The sequence below is a fragment of the Geobacillus sp. YHL genome (genome assembly GCF_022341265.1).
Lineage (GTDB): Bacteria > Bacillota > Bacilli > Bacillales > Anoxybacillaceae > Geobacillus > Geobacillus thermoleovorans.
Genome location: NZ_JAEIGB010000008.1, coordinates 1 through 20,562 on the forward strand (window position 1 = coordinate 1; position 20,562 = coordinate 20,562).

Consider the following 20,562-nt stretch of genomic DNA (forward strand, 5'->3'; position numbering starts at 1 on the left):
GGGGGGGGGGAAGGCGGTGAACACGTTTCGCTATCGGAAACGGAGCGCCGTAGAGGCGACGCTATTGACAATTGTCATGATGTGTGTGCGCGGCCAGACGGAGGTCGCCCTTGACGATTGTGAGGTGTTCATCACCGTTGCTCAAGGCGGGCGGTGCCGCGTCACGGTAAAGATGTCCATTCGATATGGGGCGCCGGTGATGGAAGTTTGCCGCCAGCTGCAACAGCATATTGCCGAGGAGATCGCCGCGATGACGCCATATGTCGCCGAGGCGGTCGACATTGTTGTCAAACGGCTTGTCATGCCGGAAAAAAACGCATGAGAACCGCGCTCTCATGCGTTTTTTGATTATTCTTTGATTTTTTCAAGCTCGCTTTTGACCTGCGCCAACACGTTTTGGCATTGGCTGACAAGAGAGGACGGAAAATGCTCATCATCGCCGTATTCGACGCCGTGTGGATAGTAATGTTTCCCTAAAATCGGCGTGAGCAGCTTAATGAGTGCATAGCGCGAATCGACGTTTCCCTCAATGGCGTATCCTTGAACGCGCAAATAGTAGGTGCCTTCTTTCACGACGTATTTCCGGTCGTATGTGACCCGTTCATAATCCCATTGCGCCGCGCGTACAAAGCCGAGGCGCTCCATAATGTCATCAAGGCGGGATAGTTCGACCGTCTGATTTTCCAGTCCGGTATTTTCAAACTTCATCCTTCTTCCTCCTAACAACACAGTATGTAAAAGCGCCAAACAGGAAATCATCCCCTCATTTATAATAGTACGAAAACGGTTTGCTTTTCAACGAATTGTTTGCCATTGTTTCCGTTTCGCTCGCATTTTTTTGTGTGATCCGGCGCACAATACGGGTAGAAAGGAGAGACGAAGAATGCAAACGGTACGGGACGTCATGTCAACGGATGTGCAATATTGCACCCCCCTTGACAATCTCTACGAAGTGGCGGTAAAAATGCGCGATTTCAACGTCGGGGCGATTCCGATTGTCGATGACGGCCGCCTTGTCGGAATGATTACCGACCGCGATATTGTCGTGCGCGGCATGGCTGAAAAACGTCCCGGTTCGACTGCGGTGACGGAAGTGATGAGCCGCGATCTCGTCACGCTTTCCCCGGACGATTCGGTGCAAAAGGCAGCAGATATGATGGCACGTCACCAAATTCGCCGCCTCCCGGTCGTAGAAAACGGGCGTTTGGTCGGCATCATCTCGCTCGGCGATTTGGCGACGAACCGCTATTCTGATGAACGCGCGGGTCGTGCGTTAAGCGAGATTTCCGAACAAGACGCCATCCATTGACAAACGCAACGGACACGGCTTCTTTCGAGGAGGAGCGCTCTTTTTGGGTGTCCTCTTTTTTTTGCCTCTAAAAAACGGCTATAATGGCAATAAGGAGATTGCGCAGAAAGCGGGAGTTGCCGTGTGAAATGGTTTTTCCTTTTTTTGTTTTTCTTGATTGGATTGTATTATTTTGTGCCGAGTCCGCCGCCCCCGAGCCCCCCGGAGCAGCCAGAGACGAATCGATACATGTTGAAAGAGCCGAAGGCGACGGCCGGCATCGTTGCGTTGATCGGGCAATCGGCGCAAGAGGCGAAAAAACGGCTTGGCGCTCCAGACCGAATCGACCCGTCAGCTTACGGATATGACTGGTGGGTGTACAGCCGTCGACCTGAGTCGTACGTGCAGATTGGCATCTTGCGCGGTCGCGTCGTCACCGCTCTTGTCGGCGGAGAGAAGGTGAACGTTGAACCGTTTGCGGTCGGCCAGCGGTTGCAGACGATTTTTCAAACGATGCCGGTGCTATCGAACATTGAGATTAAGCTAGGCAGCGGGACATACCGGTTTGAGCTGTCTGAACAAGATTACTCATCAAGGCCGGTTGTCAAAGTGGGCAGCGTTTACGCTCAGCTGTATGTTGACCGCTTTACCGGCGAGGTGGCGGCGATCCGCCTGATGGATGCAGAAACGTTCGTCAAGTTGCGGCCGTACGAGCTCGTTTACCGCGGCAGCCTGCCGGCGGCCGCGCCGCTGTCGGAAGAAAAGCGACAGGCTGTTGATGCGGCCAACGCGAAGCAAATTTTTGACTGGACGAATTTGATCCGCCGTCGCCATGGGCTTTCCTCTCTCCTATGGGATGACAAGGCCGCTGCCGCTGCGGAAAAACATAGCCGAGATATGCATGATCACCGGTTTTTCTCCCATGAGTCGCCGCAGTATGGCGATTTATCGAAGCGGCTTGGCGCGCTTCACATTCCGTTCCAGCTTGCCGGGGAAAATATCGCCGCCCATCAAGTCGATGGCGTTGAGGCGACCATCGGATGGCTGAACAGCCAAAACCATCGGAAAATTATGTTGAACGAAGAGTTCACCCGCTTGGGCGTTGGCGTCTACGCCGATTACTATACGCAAAACTTCTTTACGCCGCTCTAAAAATTGGGCGCACCTCTCTTTGTTGGATGCGATATGATATGGCAGATAGGCATGAGTGGACGAAAGGGATGAGAACCGCCATGGTCAAGCCTCTGCATCCTTCCGTTGAACAGTTTAAACAGTTTGTGAAAAAACATCCAAAAATCATCCAAGAGGTGCGCAGTGGCAAAAAGACGTGGAAACAAGTGTATGAGGATTGGTATTTGTTCGGGGAAGACGATGACATATGGGAGCCGTATCGGGAAACAAACGGTGCGGCAAAAGAGGAGGAAAAAGGAACGAACAAATGGCTCGATAAGCTCGCGGCTATGCTTGGACAGATCGATGCAGCTGATGTGCAAAAACATTTGGCGAACGTCCAGCAGGCGATCGCGGCGATTCAGAGCATTCTTTCCGAATTTCAAGGGGCCGGTCAAGAACAAAGAAACAAAGAAGCGCATCCGTTTTCGTTCCGCAAAGATTAAAGGGTGGTGGCGATGAGGAAAGATGTATGGCAATACGTGCAAGGAACTCCGATGTTGCGCGCGTTTTTGCGCGAACAGCCGCGCTGGTACCGGCTCCTTGCCCGCCGTCCGCATGAACTGTCGACGTTCCAATTGGCCGCCTTGCGCCACTATGAGCTGACGATCCCTGACAAAGTGGAAAGAATCTCCCAATCGTTGCAAATGGCTTCGCTTATGTGGCAAATGTTTAAAGCCATGCGCGACTAATCGGGCGGCCAATGGCAAAGACTAGTTTCGAAAGGGAGTGATGTCTTTGCCAAAGTGGTTCGCATGGTTTGCGGCTGTCATATTGCTTGCGGCGTATGCCTTCTTTGAGCCGGCGCCGTCGTCCTCCGCTCACGCCGAAGCAGTGGGCGGTCCGCTTCAGGTGAAGCATGAAGTGAAAGGAAGCGACGTATTCATTGAATGTGTTGCCGTCCACTTTCCGTTCCGCAAAGGGAGCGGCGGCGGACACATTAATGTCTATGTCAACGGGCAAAAAATGACGGAAGTATACACGGCCGCCTTTATCGTGCGCGGTTTGCCGAGCGGGAAACATACCATCCGTCTTGAGCTCGTCTACAATGATGGGAAAGCAACCGGCATGACGCACGAATTTGACGTCGCCATCCGATAGAGATGACGACGATCGTTTAAAAGGCGAACAGAGGCGATTCGGCACAGTCTGGATCGCCTTTTTTGTTTGCTTCTTTGCTATCTCTTTCCTTTTCATTTTCTTTTCGTTCATGGTATGATGGATAATGGAGGTGCCATTTGGTGAAGATTGCGACTCTCGAGCGCATCGAGATTTTAGATAAAGCAGAAGCGTTGGCCAAAATGATTGTCGAGTCGGACGTGGCGGACGAATACCGCCGCGCCTTTTGGCGGCTGAAGCAAGACCGCCGCGCCCAGCAGCTGATCGCTCGCTTTGTCAAGCTGAAGGAGCGCTACGAAGAAGTGCAGCGCTTCGGAAAATACCATCCTGATTACCGCGACGTGATGAAAGAAGTGCGCGAAGCGAAGCGAGAGCTCGATTTGCATGAGACGGTCGCCGCCTTTAAGGAGGCGGAGAAGGCGATGCAAGAGTTGCTTGATGAGATCAGCGTGCTGATCGGCAAAGCGGTGTCCGAACATGTGAAAGTGCCGACCGGAAATCCGTACTTTTTGTCGGCGGGCTGTTCCGGTGGCTGCGGGGCGGGCGGAAGCTGCGGCTGCCGCACATAAAAAAGGGGAAGGGACTATGTTTCCAAAACGGCAAGGGATTATCGTTTGGCTTCATTCGCTGAAATATGGGAAACAGTTGCGCAAGTTCGGCAACATTCATTACATTTCCAAACGGCTGAAGTATGCTGTTCTGTATTGTGATATGGAGCAAGTCGACCATGTAATGAAAAAGCTCGCCTCGCTTCCGTTCGTCAAGCGGGTCGAGCCGTCGTACCGCCCATTTTTAAAACTGGAATTTGAATCGAAAGGGGAGAAGGAAAAAGACTCCCCGTATCCGCTTGGATGAAGGAAAACAGCGGGTCGAAAAAAAGCCGGCACCGGCTTTTCGGCCCGCTGTTTCTTTGTTTACTGCAGCGGCGGGATGAAGCGATTCATCCGCATAATGCCGATCAAATGTTGGTAATATAAATCGGGTTCAGCGAACATCGTCGATGGCTTAACATCAAGGTGAATGACGTCCATGCCCAGCTCCTTTGCGGTTTCCATAAATAGTTCGTACCGTTTGTTTGGCTTGACGGACGGATCGGGAATGCCTTCACGGCAAATGTAAAGTGGTTGGAAATCGCCGGGATCCGTCGGATGAAGGACAACGGCCAAGGAGACGACCGCCTGGCCTTTTTTCACCGTATGAAAGACAAAGAATCCGGACAAACGATGGCGGTTGGCCTTCGCCAATGCAATCAGCTCATATATATCGGAATATCCTTCGCCAAGTTCGATAAATCGTTGGATCATGAATCGTTCCCCCTTGCAAGCATCGTCCACCCTTAACTTTACCGGCCATCCTCGCGAATTGCAATCAAAAAAAACCTTGCGGAAATGAACCCGCAAGGCCCTTTCCAGTTCCTTGCCTCCGCGCAGGGCGGAACAAGGATCGGAAAGAATAAAGAAAAGGGAGAGGAGAAACCGGAGGAAGAACTTATGGGGAAACGTAAGTCTTCTCCGTCACTGGCAACAACGCGTCAAGCGTGTTGCCATTACTCATTATGGACCGTTTGCCGATTTCTATACATGAATGGCGAAAAAATTCCGTAGTTTGACGATCATCAACTTTATGGTAAGATTACCATGAAAACAACGAATCAAATGGATGACAAGGCCACCTTGAAACGGTGAATTGGGTGAAGGCGATGAGAGTCATTTCCGGGACATGCAAAGGACGGCGTCTGCAAGCGGTTCCAGGGATGTCGACGCGGCCGACGACCGATAAAGTCAAAGAAGCGATATTTAATATGATCGGGCCATATTTCTCAGGCGGCAACGGTCTTGATTTGTTTGCTGGCAGCGGCGGCTTGGGCATCGAGGCGCTCAGCCGAGGAATCGAGCGCGTCATTTTCGTCGATCATGACAGGAAAGCGGTGCAGACGGTCCGAAAAAACGTGGCGGCCTGCGGGCTTGAGAAGCGGGCGGAAATTTACTGCAACGACGCCGAGCGGGCGCTGAAGGCAGCAGCGAAGCGCGGCCTCCGCTTTGCGGTTATTTTCCTTGATCCGCCGTACAAAGAGAAACAGTGGCCGACGTTGCTGTCGTCGATCGCCGAGCGTCAGTTGCTGGAGCCGCACGGCGTCGTCGTCGCTGAACACTCGGCGGAGGCGGAGCTGCCGGAGGAGGTCGGCGGCCTGACACGATGGAAGCGGGAAACATACGGTATCACCGGTGTGACGATTTATAGATGGGAAGGGGATGGAAGCGATGGCGAGCATTGCGGTTTGCCCCGGGAGCTTTGACCCTGTGACGTACGGGCATTTGGATATTATTAAACGAGGGGCGAAAGTGTTTGATCAAGTGTATGTGGCGGTGTTGAACAACTCGTCGAAAAAGCCGCTGTTTACTGTCGAGGAGCGGATCGAGCTGCTTCGTGAGGTGACGCGGACGCTTCCGAACGTCCATGTCGAAGCGTTTCACGGCCTGCTTGTTGATTATGCCCGCAGCAAAAAAGCGAATGCCATTTTGCGCGGCTTGCGCGCTGTGTCCGATTTCGAATACGAAATGCAAATTACGTCGATGAACCGCGTTCTTGATGAAAACATTGAAACGTTTTTTATGATGACGAACAGCCAGTATGCGTTTTTAAGCTCGAGCATCGTCAAAGAAGTGGCGAAATACAACGGCGATATTTCCGAGCTTGTGCCCCCGGTTGTTGAGCAGGCGCTGAAGCGGAAATTTGCGTCCACGGCCGCTGATTGACGCTTCCTTATGAAAGCCGCTTAAGCGAACATTGCAGTCGGCGCCGGCCCGGTTTTGCCGTCAAGGGCGGCTCACGGCTGAGACGACGCGAACCGCCCCGATGGCTTTTTGCTGCCAAAAAGCTGGGCGCTCAAGCGTCTTATGAGCGCCCGCGCGATTTACTGACCGCCTTGATGACGAGCCATATATAAAGGCAAAGGAACAACAGTGTCAGGAGCGGCCCGTATTGCTGCAGCAACCGCCAGCCTTCATTCCAAGCGCTGTCTTTTGCGGCGTGAAGAAACGCTGGGATGTGGGTCGGCATCCCGCCGGCTGTTTTGATGTACAACGGTTTCCAAAGCAAGTATGTAAAGGAAGCGGCAAACACTCCGTGCAGCAAGCGCGCGATGAAAAACGGCTGAAAGCGGATGTTCGCTTCGGCGAGAATGCTGGCGACTTGCGCTTGGACGGAAAAACCGCCGAAAGCGAGGACGAAGCTTGTGGCCACTGCTTTTTCCATCAGCATCGCCTCATCGGTTTGACTGATCATTTGGCTGCCGAGTGTAATTTCAAACAAGCCGGAAAACACTGGGATGTCAAGCTGCTCCGGCAGCTGGGCAAGGCGGAGCAGATGGCGCAGCAATGGGGCAAGCTGTTCGGTCAAATGCATCATATACAGCAGTTTATTCATAACCGAAAAGAGAATAATAAAACCGCCGATCATTAACAGTGTTTGGACAGAAGAGCGCACGGCGTCGCCAAGAAGTTTGCCAAGCGGCTGTTCGTTTTTCAGTCGCGTGCGGTGCAGTGTGCGCAGCGCATACGGGAGCGAAAATGAGCGTGGCTGCCGCTTCGATTGCCTCTGTTCTTTTCGGATGCCGTGAAAGCGCATGATCAGCCCAACGCTAATGTTTCCTAAATAGTGGGAAACGGCCAGCACAAGGCCGAGTTGCGGGTTGTTGAAAAATCCCGCTGATACAGCTCCAAAAATAAAAAGTGGGTTGGATGAATTGGTGAACGACGAGAGCCGTTCGGCTTCAATCGTCGTCAGCTGTTTTTCCTGGTACAGGCGGGCGGTCAGCTTGGCTCCAGACGGGTAGCCGGACGCCATTCCCATGGCCCAGGCGAATCCGCCGACGCCCGGGACGCGAAACAACGGGCGCATGAGCGGCTCGAGCAAGACGCCAAGGAAGCTGACGACGCCGAAGCTGATGAGCAGTTCCGAGACGATGAAAAACGGCAAAAGCGATGGAAAGACGACCTCCCACCACATATTTAAACCGCGAATGGACGCTTCAAGCGACTGTTTTGGATAGCAAATGAGCGAAAACGCAAACAAGGTGGCGGCGGAAGCGAGCAATACGGTTTTCCATTTCGCCCCCCAATTTTGTTTCACTTTTTTCCCCCCTTTTTTGCCGTGCGGTTTCTTGTAGTACAACCTCATATAACCTAATATACGAGCATAGGGGGGCGTTTTAGACCATAAGATGAAAGCGGATAGCGCTGCGACAAAGGGGGGAGGAGGCGTGCCGCCAAAAGTCGGATTGGCGCTCGGGTCGGGAGGAGCGCGCGGGTTCGCCCATCTTGGGGTATTGAAAGTGCTCGAGGAGGAGCATATTCCGATTTCCTATTTGGCCGGCAGCAGCATCGGCGCGCTCGTCGCCGTCCTTTACGCAAGCGGCCATGGCCTCCATCGTCTCTATCGGTTGGCTCAATCGTTTCGACGCAACGATTTTCTTGACTGGACGGTGCCGAAAATGGGGCTGATCGCTGGCGAGCGCATCACGCAGTTTCTTCGCTTGTTGACGAAAGGGAAACGAATCGAGGAGATGTCCCCGCCTGTGGCTGTTGTCGCCGCTGATTTGCGGACAGGAGAGAAAGTCGTGTTTCGGCAAGGGGAAGCAGCCCAGGCGGTGCGGGCGAGCATCTCAATTCCTGGCATTTTTGTGCCGGCGGAGGTGAATGGCAGACTGCTTGTCGACGGCGGCGTCGTCGACCGGGTGCCAGTGTCGGTCGCCCGAGCGATGGGAGCGGATATTGTCATCGCTGTCGATGTCTCTCCGCTCAACACAAAGGCGGAAATTGCGTCGATCGCCGATGTCATTTGGCAGAGCCTCGATATTTTGCAAGCGGAACTGGTAGCTCACCGTCAGCTCGCCTCAGACGTTATGATCCGGCCGCGAGTCGAACAGTATAGCTCGCGGGCGTTCACGGATATTGAGGAAATCATCGCTCGCGGGGAAGAGGAAGCGCGGAAGCAAGTGGGAGCGATCCGTCAAGCGATCGAACAGTGGAAGGAGCCATCACACGAATGAAGAAACGGACGTATATTGCCCTGTTTTTCTTTGGCGCCGCCCTCATCTTTCTGCTCATTTTTATGAAGCTGCCGTATTATGTGACGATGCCGGGAAGCGCGCAAAGTTTGAAGCCGCTCGTTCACGTGAAAAACGGCGACCGCGATAAGGGAACGTTGATGCTTACGACGGTGCGGATGGGGCGGGCGAATGTGATGGCGTATTTGTTGGCCCATATCCGCCCGTTTTATGAGCTTCATCCGGTGGAGGAGATCAAGCAGGAAGGGGAGAGCGACAAGGAATATACGATGCGCCAGCTTGAGCTCATGGAACAGTCGAAGGAAGCGGCGATCATCGTCGCTTATCGACACGCCGGAAAGCGGGTGTCGTATGAACCTCATGGCGTTTATGTCATGAGCGTCCTCCCGGATATGCCGGCCGCCGGCCGTCTAAAGACCGGCGATCGCATCGTCGCGATCGACGGAAAGCCGCTCGGCACATCGGAGCAGATGGTCAACTACATTCGCGGAAAACAAGCGGGTGATCGCGTCCGCGTCGCATTCATTCGCGGCCGGAAGCGGCAGGAAACAGAGCTCGAGCTGAAGCCGTTTCGACAGCACCCGAACCAAGTCGGCCTTGGGGTGACACTCATGACCGATTATGACGTCCGCACCGACCCGCCGGTTGACGTGGAGTCGGAACAAATCGGCGGACCGTCGGCTGGGCTCATGTTTTCACTTGAAATTTACAACCAACTTGTCGATGAAGATATTACAAAAGGTCATAAAATCGCCGGCACCGGGACGATTGATCTTGACGGAAACGTCGGGCCGATCGGCGGTGTTTCGCAAAAAGTCGTGGCCGCTGACCGCGAAGGAGCCGAGGTGTTTTTCGCCCCGAACGAACATGGTGCGCCGACGTCAAACTATCGAGAGGCGGTGCGGACGGCGAAAAAAATCGGGACGCATATGAAAATCGTCCCGGTCGATACGTTCGACGAGGCAGTTCGTTATTTGCGTTCGATGCCGGAAACGTAAATCGGCGCCGTGGCGTATTCTTCTTTCAGCGCGGCGCTGTAGAGCGGCTCCGGAAAAGCGGCGGCGTACACAGCTGCCGCTCTTTTTTCTTGCTCATAAAGAGGGTCGCCGTTGAGTTTGGGTGCTCTGGCGACGAGCGGGAGCGCGGCGCTTTTTTTCACCTGCTTTAAGTAGCGGCGGCCGGTTTCACTCATGCCGAGCAGCCGGATATAGGTCGGGTTGGCCGCTTTGGCTTGCTCCTCCTTTGTGAAATTCGTCAACACATGCGCGCATAGGCGTTGCAGCCTTGTCCAGGTGTATCGCTTCGTTTTGACAGCGGCGATGAAGGCGGCAAACGTTTCGGCGTGGGTGATGTGTTGCTTCAGCCGGTGTTCGATCCCTTCCTCCACGCCGGCGATGCGGCGCAAGTCGGCCTCTGTGGCGGTCAACAGCCGATATTTTAGGAGTGGAAAATACACTTCCCAATCGTGAAAGCGCCCGTATGTCTCCCGGTATTGGCGGAGTTGTTCGAGCGCAGCGGGCGGAACGTACGCCGCGATCGACTCGAGCTGTCCGGTTTGTCGCAATGTTTTCCGCAGGCTGGTGGCGCTCGCAATCGACGGGTGGGAAAATGATTCGTCATGATAGCCGGCGGCCAGCCGCGGAATCGTGCGCGGCATCATCGCCAGCTTGTTTTGCCAAATGGCTTTCACATACGCAAAACCAAGCACGTTGTTGGGCTTGGACAAATCAAGCGGAGCGGCGCCGAACGTTTGCCACGCTTCAGCGGCGGCTTTCGGAAAGCTTTGTCCGCGCGAAAGCCCGGTGCGGATGAGAGAATCGAACGTTTCCTTCTGTTCAAGCCATGTTTTGGCCGCGGATAAAAAAGCGGAAATTTCCCCCGATTCGCTGCCAAAGCAAAGCTCTTGGCAGCCGATCGCCGCAAGCAGCTGCACCGCCCCATGAGCGAACTGTTCAGCCGCTTGCACAGCGAAGGCGTACGGCAGCTCGATGACCACATCTACGCCGGCGGCGAGCGCCATTTTGGCCCGCGCCCATTTGGAGACGATGGCCGGCTCACCGCGCTGCAAGAAGTTTCCGCTCATAACGGCGATCAAACAGTCCGCATTTGTCTTTTGCCTCGTTTCGTTCAAATGGTGGAAATGACCGTTGTGAAACGGGTTGTATTCCACGATCACGCCGACGGCTTTCACCTTTTTTCGCTCCTTTCATGGCGATTCGCGCGGCTTGGCCGCAACGAAATGGCTGTCTATTCGATCTGAATTTAGTATGGAATATACGACGGCGAAGATCAACGGCAACATGCGGTGAGAACAACAAAAGAAACGAAGCGGTCGACCGTTTTCCAATGTCCGCGCGCCGACCGTGCATGTTCGGAATGGCATTTGGACATGATGGGAGTATGCCGTTCTTTTCCAAGGAATGAGTGGTTGTAAAGAAAAAACATTGACAAAACTAGAAACGAAACGTATAATTTTATTCGTTGCCTTGAGGTGATGATATGAAATGGACGGTCCAACAGCTTCGCCGTTTTCAACATAAGGAAATGGCGATTGATGAGACGGTCGATGTGTCTGATTTAAAACAAATTGACACGTTGATCCGCGATATTTCGCCGGTGCACGTCCAAGGAAAAGCGGATGTCGGGTCGACAAAATTCACGTTTCATTTGACATTGTCCGGAACGATGGTGTTGCCTTGCTCGCGGACGCTTGTCGATGTGACGTATCCGTTTTCCATTCAGACGACGGAGACGTTTTTTGCGGATGGCAGCGGCATCGTGGAGACCGATGAGGACACCCATATGGTGGCGGGGGACACGATTGATTTGAACCCCATCATCCGCGAGTTGATTTTGCTTGAAATCCCGTTGCAGCTGATCGCCGAAGGACCGGTTGCCGGCGGCGCGCCGCAACATGGGGAAGGATGGGACGTTCTGTCGGAAGAAGAATGGGAGAAAGCGATGCAAGAGCGGGAAAAGAAAGTAGATCCTCGCCTTGCAGGGCTGGCCAAGTTTTTCGAGGAAAAACGAGAGGAATGATCGTGAGTCGGCGTTGCCGGCCGATGGCGCCTATGGCGCGCCGTCCGGCAGCCGCCTTGTGTGCCGGCGGACGGCGGCCTTGAGGTTGGCTGGTCCGCCGGCATGGATATGCCAAAATGCGCCCGACAAGGAGGTGGGAATGATGGCAGTACCTTTTAGAAGAACATCGAAAACGAGAAAACGGCTGCGCCGCACGCACTTTAAACTGCAAGTGCCAGGCATGGTGCAATGCCCGAACTGCGGCGAATGGAAATTGGCGCACCGCGTCTGCAAAGCATGCGGAACATACAAAGGAAGAGATGTCGTCAACAAATAATGGCCGACATCGAACGACAGGCTGTCCGAAAAGAGGACAGCCTTTTTGATTGTCTGCAAAAAATCAACGCTGTTCGTCCAGGCGGCATTTTTTTCGGCGTGAGGCAGGAAATTGAAGAGAACGTGCCCAATTCATTGATGAAGAAAGGAGAGACGTGCTGATGGAAGCGATGTTGGAGCATCACGACGGCATTGCGCTGTTTACGATTTGCCGTTCAGAGAAACGGAATGCGATCAATTTTGCCGTGATGGGGGCGCTTGAGGAGGCGATGGAACAGGCGGCGGCTGATCCACAGGTGAAAGTGTTCGCCATTACCGGTGCCGGCAGCGAGGCGTTTTGCTCCGGCGGCGATTTAAGTGAGTTTGGGCATTTGCGCGGCACGGAGGCAAGACAGATGCTCATGCGCATGGGAGAGCTGCTGTACAGGCTGCTGACGTTTCCGAAGCCGACGGCCGCCCTTGTCAACGGAACAGCGATGGGGGGCGGCTGCGAGCTGGCGACCGCTTGCGATTTTCGCTTTGCCAAAGAAGGAAGCCGGATCGGATTTGTGCAAGGTCGACTTGGCATTACGACCGGCTGGGGAGGAGCTTCGATGCTGTTTGCCAAACTTCCGTACGGGCGGGCGCTTGATGTATTGCTGCGCGCCGAGCCGATGACGGCGGAGGCGATGGAAGCGTGCGGTTGGGTTGACGCCATCCTACCAGCCGAACATTGGCACGAACAATGGCGTGAACGGCTGGCGCCTTATGCGGAGCGATCGCTTTCCGTCTTGCAGGCATATAAGGCCGCAGCTGGCGAAAAATGGCGAACAGCTTGGTTTCGAGAGCAGTTCTTCGCCGAGATCGCCCGTTGCGCCGAGCTGTGGGGGTCGGCCGAACATGAACAGGCATTGCGTCCTTTTTTGTGTAAGAAGTAATTTTTTCCTTCTACCGTTTCTACTAGCCGCATACATATAATGACAAAGCGGCGATAAGGGGGGAAGGGGATGACGGGAGTACGTCAAGACGCATGGACGAAAGAAGAGGATGAGTTGTTGGCGAATGTTGTGCTTCAGTATATTCGCGAAGGCGGCACCCAACTGGAGGCGTTTGCCGAAGTCGGGCGGCGCTTGTCGCGGACGGCGGCAGCGTGCGGATTTCGCTGGAATTCGTGCGTTCGCAAGCAGTACAAGGAGGAGATCGAGCAAGCCAAGCAAGAACGGAAGATGCGAAAAAAAGAAACCTCATCAACGAAGGAAAGCGAGGGGCAGGCGAAGGTGGAAGCGGCAGTCAAAAGCCATTTGTCATGGGCGGAAGTGCTGGCCTTTTTGCAAGCTGAGGAGCAAAAGGCGCGCGACGCCCGACGGACGGCCGATGAAAACCGGGCGCTCAAAAATGACATGGAGCAGCTGCAGCAAATGGTAACGAAGTTGCAAATGGAAAAAGAATCGCTGCAAAAACAACTAGCTGCGATCCAGGAGGAGTATAAAACGCTGCTTTCCATTATGGAGCGGGCGCGCAAAATGGTGACAGACAGCGGGAAACCGGCGCCGAATGCAGTGGCTGAAGGCGTCGACGAAGGGTAAAGGCTGGCTTTTCGCCGGCTTTTTTTCTTAACGGAAGAAGAAGATCTCTGCTAAAATAAGGCTAACGCCATGTTGCAAGAAAGCGGGGGAGAAGGATTGAACATTGGGATTGTCGGCGGCGGAGCAATCGGATTGCTGCTCGCCGCTTATCTTGGGCGGCGCCATGGGGTGACGGTCTATACGAGGCGTCCGTCCCAAGCAAGGCAGCTTGCCGAGCATGGTGTGGCGCTGAAAAAAGATGGCGAGACATCGGTCGTGGCGGTGCGCGCGCAGCCGTTTGCTGGAGCAGAGCTGGACGAGCCGCTCGTGTTTGTGACCGTCAAACAGTACGATCTCGCTTCCGTCTGTGCGCAAATCGACGCGTTTCGCCGCGTTCGCACGCTCGTTTTTTTGCAAAACGGCATGGGGCATCTCGAGCAGTTGACGATGTTTGCCGACAAAAATGTCCTCGTCGGCGTCGTGGAGCATGGTGCCATGAAGCTGGATGACCGGACGGTGGCGCATACGGGCGCCGGAAAGCTGACACTTGCTTCCCGCTATGGTTCATTTGGCGACGCCAGGGAGCTTCGGGAAGGGGAGCGCGGCTTTCCGATCGAATGGGCGGATGATTGGGAGCGCATTCTTGTGGACAAGCTTGTTGTCAACGCAGTCATCAATCCGCTCACCGCTCTATTGCAAGTGAAAAACGGGGCGCTGCTAGAAACGGCTCCGTACCGCGATATGATGAGGCAGCTGTTTGATGAGGTGCAGAACGTGCTGCCGCTTGAAGACGCCAATCGGGCGTGGGAGCGTGTCGTCCGCATATGCCGAAAAACAGCAGACAACTATTCGTCGATGTATATGGACTTGGCGAACGGGCGCCGGACGGAGATTGACGCCATTTTGGGCTATGTGTTGAAACAAGGGGAGGCGCGCGGCGCTATGCTGCCGGTCGTCCGCTTTGTCTTTTGCGCGGTGAAAGGGAAGGAAGGGGGAGAGATGGATGGATGATTGGCTCGCTTCGACGATAGCGACGTTTGTGACCGCGCCGCTTTTGCTGTTTTTGCTCGTCTACTTCGGAGCACGCTTGGTCGGCAGGCGAAGGCGGGCAGCGTTTTACGCCGCGGTCAACGCTGCGACTGCTTTTTTCATCGCCGCTGTCTATTTTTTGCTGACAGTGCTGTTTGGGAAATCGTACTTCGTTCCTCTTCTTCTCTTTTTGTTTGGTCTGCACGCGGCGATCGCGCTTGGCTATTGGCGGAAAAAGGCGGACTTTCGGTTGCGGACGGTGTTCCGCGTCTTTTGGCGGGCGAGTTTTCTCATTTTTGCCTCCCTTTACGCCGGGCTGCTTGTATACGGAATGGCCATTCGCGTTGCGATGAGCCTTTAGTGTGGCCGAGCAAGCCTTTTTTCTCTTGGCCATAAACGTGCTATACTCATGAAAGAATACATAAGAAAGGGAGTTTTTAGCCATGGAAGTTCGCGAAATTCCGTTGCCAGCAGCGACGAAATTGGCGGCTGATTACATAACCGGCGCGTTTCCAGCAGAGAGCGGCTTCGCTTATGCCCAGGCGGACGATGAAGCGTTTTGTCGGCGGTTGGCCTATTTGCAAGGAAGAACCTATGACCGAGAAGGGCTTGCCGACTATTTGCGTGCTTATCACCGGCGCTTCTCGGCGAGTGTGGCTACGATGGCAAACATTGAGAAACTGCGCAATGAGCGAAGCGTCGTCATTGTCGGCGGGCAGCAAGCCGGGCTGTTGACTGGGCCGCTGTATACGATTTATAAGATCATCACCATCATCCAGCTTGCCAAAGAGCAGGAACGAAAATTGGGCGTGCCGGTCGTGCCGCTGTTTTGGATCGCCGGCGAAGATCATGACATCGCGGAAATCGATCATGTCTATGTCGTTGAGGAAGGAGAAGTAAAAAAAGCAGCGTACCCACACAAAACGAACGAAAAACGGATGGCCGCCGATGTGCTGCTGGACCGGATGGCTGCGAAAGAGTGGATCGAGCGCGTCGTCAAAACATATGGGGAAACGGACGTGACGAATGAGCTGCTCTTCTTTTTGTCATCGTGTCTTGATGAGGCGCGCACGTTTGTCGACTTTTTTGCCGCCATTGTGCTCCGGTTGTTCGCTGATCACGGTTTAGTTGTTTTGAACGCTGGCGATGCGGCGGTGCGGCCGCTTGAGCGCCGCTTTTTCGCTGCGCTCATTGAACGCCATCGCGATGTGACGGCCGCGGTGCTCGCTCAGCAAGAGGCGTTGCGCACGCTCGGATATGCGCCGCTGATTGAAATCGGTCGTGACGCGGCCAACTTGTTTTATTACGACGGCCGTGAACGTTCGCTTTTGCAGTATGATGAGGAACGCGGCCTGTTTCACAATAAAGCGGGAACTCTCGTTTGGACAAGAGAAGAGCTCCTTGAGCTTGCCGAAACGAATCCGGCCCGTTTAAGCAACAATGTCGTCACCCGTCCGCTCATGCAAGAGCATTTGCTGCCGACGCTCGCTTTCGTTGCCGGACCGGGGGAGATCGCTTATTGGGCGGAATTGAAAGAGGCGTTCCCGCTTTTCGACCTAGAAATGCCTCCAGTCGTGCCGCGTCTGCAGGCGACGATTGTCAGCCGTTCGCTGCAAACCGACCTGTCCGATATCGGCCTTGAGGTGGCTGATGTATTGACTGGGCGGCTCGATGAAGCAAAGCGGGAGTGGCGGGAGGCGACCGCTCAAGCGCCGCTTGCTTCGGCGTTTGCCAAAGCGAAGGCGGACATTGACGCGGCGCACCGGCCGCTTCGTGAGCTTGGGGTGGCGATTGACCGCGGATTGGAGGGATTGGTGGCGAAAAATGCCGCCATCCTTCAGGCGCAAATCGAGTTTCTTCAGCACGCGCTCGAGCGGGCGCTGTTGCGCAAACATGAGACGGAGTGGCGGAAATTTTGGCGCATCGAGACGTCGCTTCGGCCGAACTGCGCGCTCCAGGAGCGGGTTTGGAACGTGTTTTATTACATCAACCGCTACGGATTTGATTTTGTAGAAAAACTTTTGGCCATTCGCAGTCCTGGCAATGGAATGCATAAAATTGTATATATGTGAGGCTTTTTCAAAGAAAAAGTCGAAAAGAAACATCCTGCTTTGAGCAGGATTTTCTTTTTTGTGAAATGAATTGTAAAAAAACAACATTCATTAAATGGAAATAAAAGTAAAGGGGTGAAGCCGCCAGGATGGCTGTGATTGGCCCGTCCGACAAAAAGAAACAAAAAAGGACGTTTTTTTACAAAAAAAGCTAAAATTTTGTCCATCTTTGCGATATAATAAGGAGGCGGCCACTGGCTGATGTGAGTGTGGCTTTACGCAACGAAGGTGGTGGACATGTGTTTCAACATACAACAGTGTTGCTGAAAGAGGCAGTCGATGGACTGAACATCCGCCCTGACGGCATTTACGTCGATTGTACGCTGGGCGGCGGCGGCCATAGCGAGTATTTGCTCTCCCGTTTGTCGGCACGTGGGAAGTTGTTTGCCTTTGACCAAGACGAAGCTGCCATCATGCATGCGCGCGAACGGCTCGCCCGCTACGGCCGGCAAGTGCAGTTTGTGCACCGGAACTTCCGGTTTTTGCAAGAGGAGCTTTCGGCGCTTGGCGTCAAGTCCGTCGACGGCGTCTTGTTTGATTTGGGTGTTTCTTCGCCGCAGCTCGACGAACCCGAGCGCGGCTTCAGCTATCAGCACGATGCGCCGCTTGATATGCGGATGGACCGCAAGCAGCGGCTGACGGCGGCGGAGATTGTCAACCGCTGGCCATACGAGGAGCTCGTCCGCATCTTTTTCCGTTACGGCGAAGAGAAGTTTTCGAAGCAAGTGGCGCGCAAAATCGAGGAAGTGCGCCGCACGAGGCTGATTAAAACGACGGGGGAGCTCGTTGATGTGATCAAGGCGGCGATTCCCGCTCCGGCGCGCCGCAGCGGCGGACACCCGGCCAAACGCATTTTTCAGGCGCTTCGCATCGCGGTCAACGACGAACTTGAGGCGTTTCGCGAGGCGCTCGAGCAGGCGATCGAACTGCTTGCATCCGGCGGCCGGGTGAGCGTCATTACGTTTCATTCGCTTGAAGACCGCATTTGCAAAGAAACGTTTAAAAAGGCGAGCGAAAGCCCGCCGTTGCCCCCGGGGCTTCCGGTTCTCCCCGACGACTACCGCCCCGTGCTGAAAATCATTACAAAAAAACCGATCGTTCCTTCCGAGGAAGAGCTCGAACGAAACCGTCGCGCCCGTTCGGCTAAACTCCGCATTGCCGAAAAGCTGTAGATGACGAAAATAGCGGGGAAACACAACCAAATTTCAATGCGGGCGCCGCCCATTGCGGCGAAAAACGAATGCATGGAGAAACAGGAGGGGAAAAATGTGAACGATGCAGCAGTCAAAGTCGCGCGCGAACAACGACATCCGGCGTCACCGCCAAGCCCGAAGACGCGGCGGAAGCAGCGCTTTCGCCTGTCGCTGGCTGAAAAGATGCTGTTTGTGTTGTTTTGCTTGTTTGTTTTCTATGCGGCGGTTCATATCGTCTCGAACCAAGTGCGCATTTACGAATTGAACAAAGGGGTGCAAAAGCTCGAGGCGTCGATTGACGAGCAGAAAAAGGAGAACAATGACCTATATGTCGAGGTGCAACGGCTGAGCGCGTACGAGCGCATTTTGCAAAAGGCAAAAGAGCTCGGTTTGTCGCTCAACGAAAACCATGTGAAAGTTGTGCAGGAATGATCGGCGATGGAGGCAAGAAAGCATCGCAACACCCATCAAGGAGCGTTCATCCTGTTTTGCCTGTTCGGCTTCCTCTTTTCTCTGTTGTTCGCCCGCTTTGTGCAGCTTGAATGGACCGGCAAAGCGGACGGCCAAACGCTGGCTGTGATCGCGGAGCGGCAGCATCAACAAACGCGGACGATCAAGGCGAAGCGCGGAACGATTTTCGACCGCAACGGCGCCATTTTGGCTGAAGATGTACCGTCGTATACGGTTGTGGCCGTTTTGGATCCGAAGATGACAACCGATCCAGATCATCCGCACCATGTGGTCGATCCGAAAAAAACAGCGGAACAACTCGCCCCGTTGCTTGGCATGGACGTCGAGGTGATGGAACGCATTTTGACCAAAAAAGCGAAGCAAGTCGAGTTTGGGGCCTACGGCCGCAACATCAGTTTTGAGCTGAAGCGAAAAATCGAAGCGCTCCATTTGCCAGGCATCGCTTTCATCCGCGACACGAGCCGGTTTTATCCGAACGGCATGTTTGCGTCGCACGTCATCGGCTATGCGCAAAAAAATGCAGCCAACGAAACGGTCGGCAAAATGGGCGTGGAAAAAGAACTTGACCGGTATTTGCGTGAAAAAGACGGCTATGTGTCGTTTGCCGGCGACGCAAACGGCTTCCGCCTCCCCGGGGGGGAAGAGCGCATTGTCAAGCCGGACAATGGGGCAAACGTCTATTTGACGATCGACGGAAAGATTCAATCGTTTTTGGAAGATGCGATGAGCAGTGTCGAGAAGCAATACAAGCCGAAAAAAATGATCGCCATCGTCGCTGATCCAAAAACAGGGAAAATTTTGGCGATGGCGACGCGTCCGAGCTTTGACCCAAACAAGCGTGATATTACGAACTTTTTAAATGACGCCATTTCCTATCCGTATGAGCCGGGATCGACGATGAAAGTGTTCACGCTCGCGGCGGCCATCAACGAAGGAGTGTATAACGGCAACGAAACGTATCGCTCCGGTTCCTACAAAGTGGGGCCGAACACGATCCGCGACCATAACGATGTCGGCTGGGGGACGATCACGTTTAATGAAGGGGTGCAGCGCTCTTCAAACGTCGCCTTTTCGATTTTAGTGAAAGAAAAGCTTGGTGAAGATCGGTTTTTGCAATATTTGCACCGTTTCCATTTTGACCGGAAAACGGGCATCGATTTGCCGAACGAAGCGGTCGGACAAATCCGCTATCGCTACCCGATTGAACGAATTACGACCGGATTCGGCCAAGGGACATCGGTGACGCCAATCCAGCAAATCCAAGCGGCGACGGCGATCGCCAACGATGGGAAAATGATGAAGCCGTATGTCATCGAGAAAGTCGTCGACCCAGACAGCGGCAAAGTCGTGCTCGATCATGGGCCGACCGTGGTCGGCGAGCCGATTACGGCGGAAACCGCGCGCAAAGTGCGCGCCATTTTAGAGACGGTCGTCACGTCCGAGCACGGCACCGGCCGTCCGTACCAAATCAACGGCTACCGCGTCGCCGGCAAAACGGGGACGGCGCAAATTCCGTCGGCTTCCGGGGGCTATTTGACCGGACGGGAAAACTACATTTTTTCGTTTTTAGGCATGGCGCCGACGGATGATCCGAAGCTTCTCATGTATGTCGCGGTCCAACAGCCGCACCTCGATGTGACCGAAACCGGAGCGGCGCCGGTGTCGCAAATTTTTACGACGGTGATGAAAAGCAGTTTGCAATATTTGCATATTGAACCGAACGGGGAAAAACGAATGAAAGCAAAGACTGCCCAACCGCAGGCGCTTGATTCATGGATCGGCCAGCCGGCGGCTTCGGCAGCAGAGCAGCTGAAGGAAAAGGGATATGTGCCGGTCGTGATCGGCCGCGGCAAATATGTTGAGCAGCAGCTTCCGCAAGGCGGCGATCACGTTCTTTTGGGCGAACGGGTCGTGTTGAAAACGGACGGGGCGGCAACGATGCCGGATTTGCGCGGCTTCTCGCTGCGCGACGCTATGAAAGTGGCTCATATACTCGGCTTGCGGCCGAGCACGAAAGGGACCGGCTATGTCGTCAGCCAAAACATTCGTCCGGGAGCGGAGGTGCGCAAAGGCGATTATTTAATTGTTGAATTGGCTCCGCCGCGCCAATGGGAGAAAGCGGCGGCGGAGAAGGAGAAAGAGGCGGCTTTACGGAAAGAAGCCGAGCCGCACGAATGATTTTTGCCGTTCTATAACGGGGCGTACAAGCATATAG

Annotated in this window: 26 protein-coding genes; 22 read left to right on the forward strand and 4 right to left on the reverse strand. The window is 54.3% G+C overall.

The window, feature by feature from the left end; translation table 11 throughout:
• Positions 1-16: 16 nt before the first annotated feature.
• The gene (locus JCR24_RS09055) at positions 17-322 is read left to right on the forward strand and encodes an Asp23/Gls24 family envelope stress response protein (RefSeq protein ID WP_011230588.1); all 306 of its coding nucleotides are present in this window, start codon (positions 17-19) and stop codon (positions 320-322) included.
• 26 nt (positions 323-348) lie between these two features.
• Here JCR24_RS09055 and JCR24_RS09060 read toward each other — a convergent pair whose 3' ends face one another.
• Positions 349-708 carry a YugN family protein gene (locus tag JCR24_RS09060; RefSeq protein WP_011230589.1) on the reverse strand — a complete coding sequence of 120 codons (360 nt, stop codon included), beginning with the start codon at positions 706-708 and terminating at the stop codon, positions 349-351.
• Positions 709-883: 175 nt separating this feature from the next.
• On the opposite strand from JCR24_RS09060, the gene JCR24_RS09065 reads away from it, so the two are divergent.
• The 7 genes from JCR24_RS09065 (at position 884) to JCR24_RS09095 (ending at position 4,432) form a co-directional block, all read left to right on the forward strand.
• Positions 884-1,309: a CBS domain-containing protein gene (locus tag JCR24_RS09065; RefSeq protein ID WP_020755440.1), complete on the forward strand. Its 426-nt coding sequence runs from the start codon at positions 884-886 to the stop codon at positions 1,307-1,309.
• A 123-nt stretch (positions 1,310-1,432) separates the two neighbouring features.
• Positions 1,433-2,440: a CAP domain-containing protein gene (locus tag JCR24_RS09070; protein ID WP_238980487.1), complete on the forward strand. Its 1,008-nt coding sequence runs from the start codon at positions 1,433-1,435 to the stop codon at positions 2,438-2,440.
• An 80-nt stretch (positions 2,441-2,520) separates the two neighbouring features.
• The gene (locus JCR24_RS09075) at positions 2,521-2,904 is read left to right on the forward strand and encodes a YlbD family protein (RefSeq protein WP_013145871.1); all 384 of its coding nucleotides are present in this window, start codon (positions 2,521-2,523) and stop codon (positions 2,902-2,904) included.
• Between the two features lie 12 nt (positions 2,905-2,916).
• On the forward strand, positions 2,917-3,150 hold the full coding sequence (locus JCR24_RS09080) for a YlbE-like family protein (protein ID WP_011230593.1): 234 nt from the start codon (positions 2,917-2,919) through the stop codon (positions 3,148-3,150).
• Positions 3,151-3,190: 40 nt separating this feature from the next.
• Positions 3,191-3,559, forward strand: a complete 369-nt coding sequence (locus tag JCR24_RS09085) for a hypothetical protein (RefSeq protein ID WP_015374350.1) — start codon at positions 3,191-3,193, stop codon at positions 3,557-3,559.
• A 140-nt stretch (positions 3,560-3,699) separates the two neighbouring features.
• Positions 3,700-4,146, forward strand: coding sequence for a YlbF/YmcA family competence regulator (locus JCR24_RS09090; protein WP_011230595.1), 447 nt, complete (start codon positions 3,700-3,702; stop codon positions 4,144-4,146).
• A 16-nt stretch (positions 4,147-4,162) separates the two neighbouring features.
• A complete protein-coding gene (locus JCR24_RS09095) occupies positions 4,163-4,432 on the forward strand; it encodes a YlbG family protein (protein ID WP_011230596.1) in 270 nt (89 codons plus the stop codon).
• Between the two features lie 59 nt (positions 4,433-4,491).
• On the opposite strand, the gene JCR24_RS09100 is transcribed toward JCR24_RS09095, so the two are convergent.
• On the reverse strand, positions 4,492-4,881 hold the full coding sequence (locus JCR24_RS09100) for a DUF7147 family protein (RefSeq protein WP_011230597.1): 390 nt from the start codon (positions 4,879-4,881) through the stop codon (positions 4,492-4,494).
• A 395-nt stretch (positions 4,882-5,276) separates the two neighbouring features.
• Here JCR24_RS09100 and rsmD point away from each other — a divergent pair, with 395 nt between their 5' ends.
• Positions 5,277-5,873 carry a 16S rRNA (guanine(966)-N(2))-methyltransferase RsmD gene (rsmD, locus tag JCR24_RS09105; RefSeq protein WP_025949746.1) on the forward strand — a complete coding sequence of 199 codons (597 nt, stop codon included), beginning with the start codon at positions 5,277-5,279 and terminating at the stop codon, positions 5,871-5,873.
• A complete protein-coding gene (gene coaD, locus JCR24_RS09110; protein WP_011230599.1) occupies positions 5,839-6,333 on the forward strand; it encodes a pantetheine-phosphate adenylyltransferase in 495 nt (164 codons plus the stop codon). The genes rsmD and coaD overlap by 35 nt, the downstream gene beginning before the upstream one ends.
• Positions 6,334-6,472: 139 nt before the next feature.
• On the opposite strand, the gene ylbJ is transcribed toward coaD, so the two are convergent.
• A complete protein-coding gene (ylbJ, locus tag JCR24_RS09115) occupies positions 6,473-7,708 on the reverse strand; it encodes a sporulation integral membrane protein YlbJ (RefSeq protein WP_370643324.1) in 1,236 nt (411 codons plus the stop codon).
• 130 nt (positions 7,709-7,838) lie between these two features.
• Here ylbJ and JCR24_RS09120 point away from each other — a divergent pair, with 130 nt between their 5' ends.
• Positions 7,839-8,627 (forward strand): patatin-like phospholipase family protein, encoded by a 789-nt coding sequence (locus tag JCR24_RS09120; protein ID WP_238980488.1) that lies wholly within the window; start codon positions 7,839-7,841, stop codon positions 8,625-8,627.
• Complete coding sequence (locus JCR24_RS09125; RefSeq protein ID WP_025949749.1) at positions 8,624-9,643, forward strand: SepM family pheromone-processing serine protease; 1,020 nt, start codon at positions 8,624-8,626, stop codon at positions 9,641-9,643. Before JCR24_RS09120 ends, JCR24_RS09125 begins: the two co-directional genes overlap by 4 nt.
• Here JCR24_RS09125 and JCR24_RS09130 read toward each other — a convergent pair.
• Entirely contained in the window at positions 9,616-10,836 is a 1,221-nt protein-coding gene (locus JCR24_RS09130; RefSeq protein WP_238980489.1) for a nucleotidyltransferase, read from the reverse strand. The genes JCR24_RS09125 and JCR24_RS09130 overlap by 28 nt on opposite strands.
• Before the next feature lie 308 nt (positions 10,837-11,144).
• Between JCR24_RS09130 and JCR24_RS09135 the strand changes: the two genes are divergently transcribed.
• The 10 genes from JCR24_RS09135 to JCR24_RS09180 all read left to right on the forward strand — a co-directional run bounded on the left by JCR24_RS09135 (position 11,145) and on the right by JCR24_RS09180 (position 20,525).
• A complete protein-coding gene (locus JCR24_RS09135; protein ID WP_020755455.1) occupies positions 11,145-11,684 on the forward strand; it encodes a YceD family protein in 540 nt (179 codons plus the stop codon).
• Between the two features lie 142 nt (positions 11,685-11,826).
• A complete protein-coding gene (gene rpmF, locus JCR24_RS09140; protein WP_011230605.1) occupies positions 11,827-12,000 on the forward strand; it encodes a 50S ribosomal protein L32 in 174 nt (57 codons plus the stop codon).
• Positions 12,001-12,160: 160 nt separating this feature from the next.
• Positions 12,161-12,916: an enoyl-CoA hydratase/isomerase family protein gene (locus JCR24_RS09145; RefSeq protein ID WP_238980490.1), complete on the forward strand. Its 756-nt coding sequence runs from the start codon at positions 12,161-12,163 to the stop codon at positions 12,914-12,916.
• 69 nt (positions 12,917-12,985) lie between these two features.
• A complete protein-coding gene (locus JCR24_RS09150) occupies positions 12,986-13,564 on the forward strand; it encodes an RsfA family transcriptional regulator (protein WP_020755458.1) in 579 nt (192 codons plus the stop codon).
• Between the two features lie 69 nt (positions 13,565-13,633).
• The gene (locus JCR24_RS09155) at positions 13,634-14,554 is read left to right on the forward strand and encodes a 2-dehydropantoate 2-reductase (protein WP_021321502.1); all 921 of its coding nucleotides are present in this window, start codon (positions 13,634-13,636) and stop codon (positions 14,552-14,554) included.
• On the forward strand, positions 14,547-14,933 hold the full coding sequence (locus tag JCR24_RS09160) for a DUF3397 domain-containing protein (RefSeq protein WP_238980491.1): 387 nt from the start codon (positions 14,547-14,549) through the stop codon (positions 14,931-14,933). Before JCR24_RS09155 ends, JCR24_RS09160 begins: the two co-directional genes overlap by 8 nt.
• Positions 14,934-15,015: 82 nt before the next feature.
• Positions 15,016-16,644 carry a bacillithiol biosynthesis cysteine-adding enzyme BshC gene (bshC, locus tag JCR24_RS09165; RefSeq protein WP_238980492.1) on the forward strand — a complete coding sequence of 543 codons (1,629 nt, stop codon included), beginning with the start codon at positions 15,016-15,018 and terminating at the stop codon, positions 16,642-16,644.
• A 278-nt stretch (positions 16,645-16,922) separates the two neighbouring features.
• Positions 16,923-17,855: a 16S rRNA (cytosine(1402)-N(4))-methyltransferase RsmH gene (rsmH, locus tag JCR24_RS09170; RefSeq protein ID WP_238980493.1), complete on the forward strand. Its 933-nt coding sequence runs from the start codon at positions 16,923-16,925 to the stop codon at positions 17,853-17,855.
• Between the two features lie 96 nt (positions 17,856-17,951).
• Positions 17,952-18,308 (forward strand): cell division protein FtsL, encoded by a 357-nt coding sequence (gene ftsL, locus JCR24_RS09175; RefSeq protein WP_013145853.1) that lies wholly within the window; start codon positions 17,952-17,954, stop codon positions 18,306-18,308.
• 6 nt (positions 18,309-18,314) lie between these two features.
• Entirely contained in the window at positions 18,315-20,525 is a 2,211-nt protein-coding gene (locus JCR24_RS09180; protein WP_238980494.1) for a penicillin-binding protein, read from the forward strand.
• Positions 20,526-20,562 lie beyond the last annotated feature (37 nt).

What these genes read in the sequence shown, in the direction of transcription:
- JCR24_RS09125 (WP_025949749.1), top strand. Translation starts at nt 8,624, where the DNA reads ATGAAGAAACGGACGTATATTGCCCTGTTTTTCTTTGGCGCCGCCCTC.
- rpmF (WP_011230605.1), top strand. Translation starts at nt 11,827, where the DNA reads ATGGCAGTACCTTTTAGAAGAACATCGAAAACGAGAAAACGGCTGCGC.
- JCR24_RS09180 (WP_238980494.1), top strand. Translation starts at nt 18,315, where the DNA reads ATGGAGGCAAGAAAGCATCGCAACACCCATCAAGGAGCGTTCATCCTG.
- JCR24_RS09085 (WP_015374350.1), top strand. Translation starts at nt 3,191, where the DNA reads ATGTCTTTGCCAAAGTGGTTCGCATGGTTTGCGGCTGTCATATTGCTT.
- JCR24_RS09100 (WP_011230597.1), bottom strand. Translation starts at nt 4,881, where the DNA reads ATGATCCAACGATTTATCGAACTTGGCGAAGGATATTCCGATATATAT.
- JCR24_RS09145 (WP_238980490.1), top strand. Translation starts at nt 12,161, where the DNA reads ATGGAAGCGATGTTGGAGCATCACGACGGCATTGCGCTGTTTACGATT.
- JCR24_RS09135 (WP_020755455.1), top strand. Translation starts at nt 11,145, where the DNA reads ATGAAATGGACGGTCCAACAGCTTCGCCGTTTTCAACATAAGGAAATG.
- rsmD (WP_025949746.1), top strand. Translation starts at nt 5,277, where the DNA reads ATGAGAGTCATTTCCGGGACATGCAAAGGACGGCGTCTGCAAGCGGTT.
- JCR24_RS09065 (WP_020755440.1), top strand. Translation starts at nt 884, where the DNA reads ATGCAAACGGTACGGGACGTCATGTCAACGGATGTGCAATATTGCACC.
- bshC (WP_238980492.1), top strand. Translation starts at nt 15,016, where the DNA reads ATGGAAGTTCGCGAAATTCCGTTGCCAGCAGCGACGAAATTGGCGGCT.
- JCR24_RS09080 (WP_011230593.1), top strand. Translation starts at nt 2,917, where the DNA reads ATGAGGAAAGATGTATGGCAATACGTGCAAGGAACTCCGATGTTGCGC.
- JCR24_RS09160 (WP_238980491.1), top strand. Translation starts at nt 14,547, where the DNA reads ATGGATGATTGGCTCGCTTCGACGATAGCGACGTTTGTGACCGCGCCG.
- coaD (WP_011230599.1), top strand. Translation starts at nt 5,839, where the DNA reads ATGGCGAGCATTGCGGTTTGCCCCGGGAGCTTTGACCCTGTGACGTAC.
- JCR24_RS09150 (WP_020755458.1), top strand. Translation starts at nt 12,986, where the DNA reads ATGACGGGAGTACGTCAAGACGCATGGACGAAAGAAGAGGATGAGTTG.
- JCR24_RS09060 (WP_011230589.1), bottom strand. Translation starts at nt 708, where the DNA reads ATGAAGTTTGAAAATACCGGACTGGAAAATCAGACGGTCGAACTATCC.
- JCR24_RS09095 (WP_011230596.1), top strand. Translation starts at nt 4,163, where the DNA reads ATGTTTCCAAAACGGCAAGGGATTATCGTTTGGCTTCATTCGCTGAAA.
- JCR24_RS09155 (WP_021321502.1), top strand. Translation starts at nt 13,634, where the DNA reads ATGTTGCAAGAAAGCGGGGGAGAAGGATTGAACATTGGGATTGTCGGC.
- JCR24_RS09075 (WP_013145871.1), top strand. Translation starts at nt 2,521, where the DNA reads ATGGTCAAGCCTCTGCATCCTTCCGTTGAACAGTTTAAACAGTTTGTG.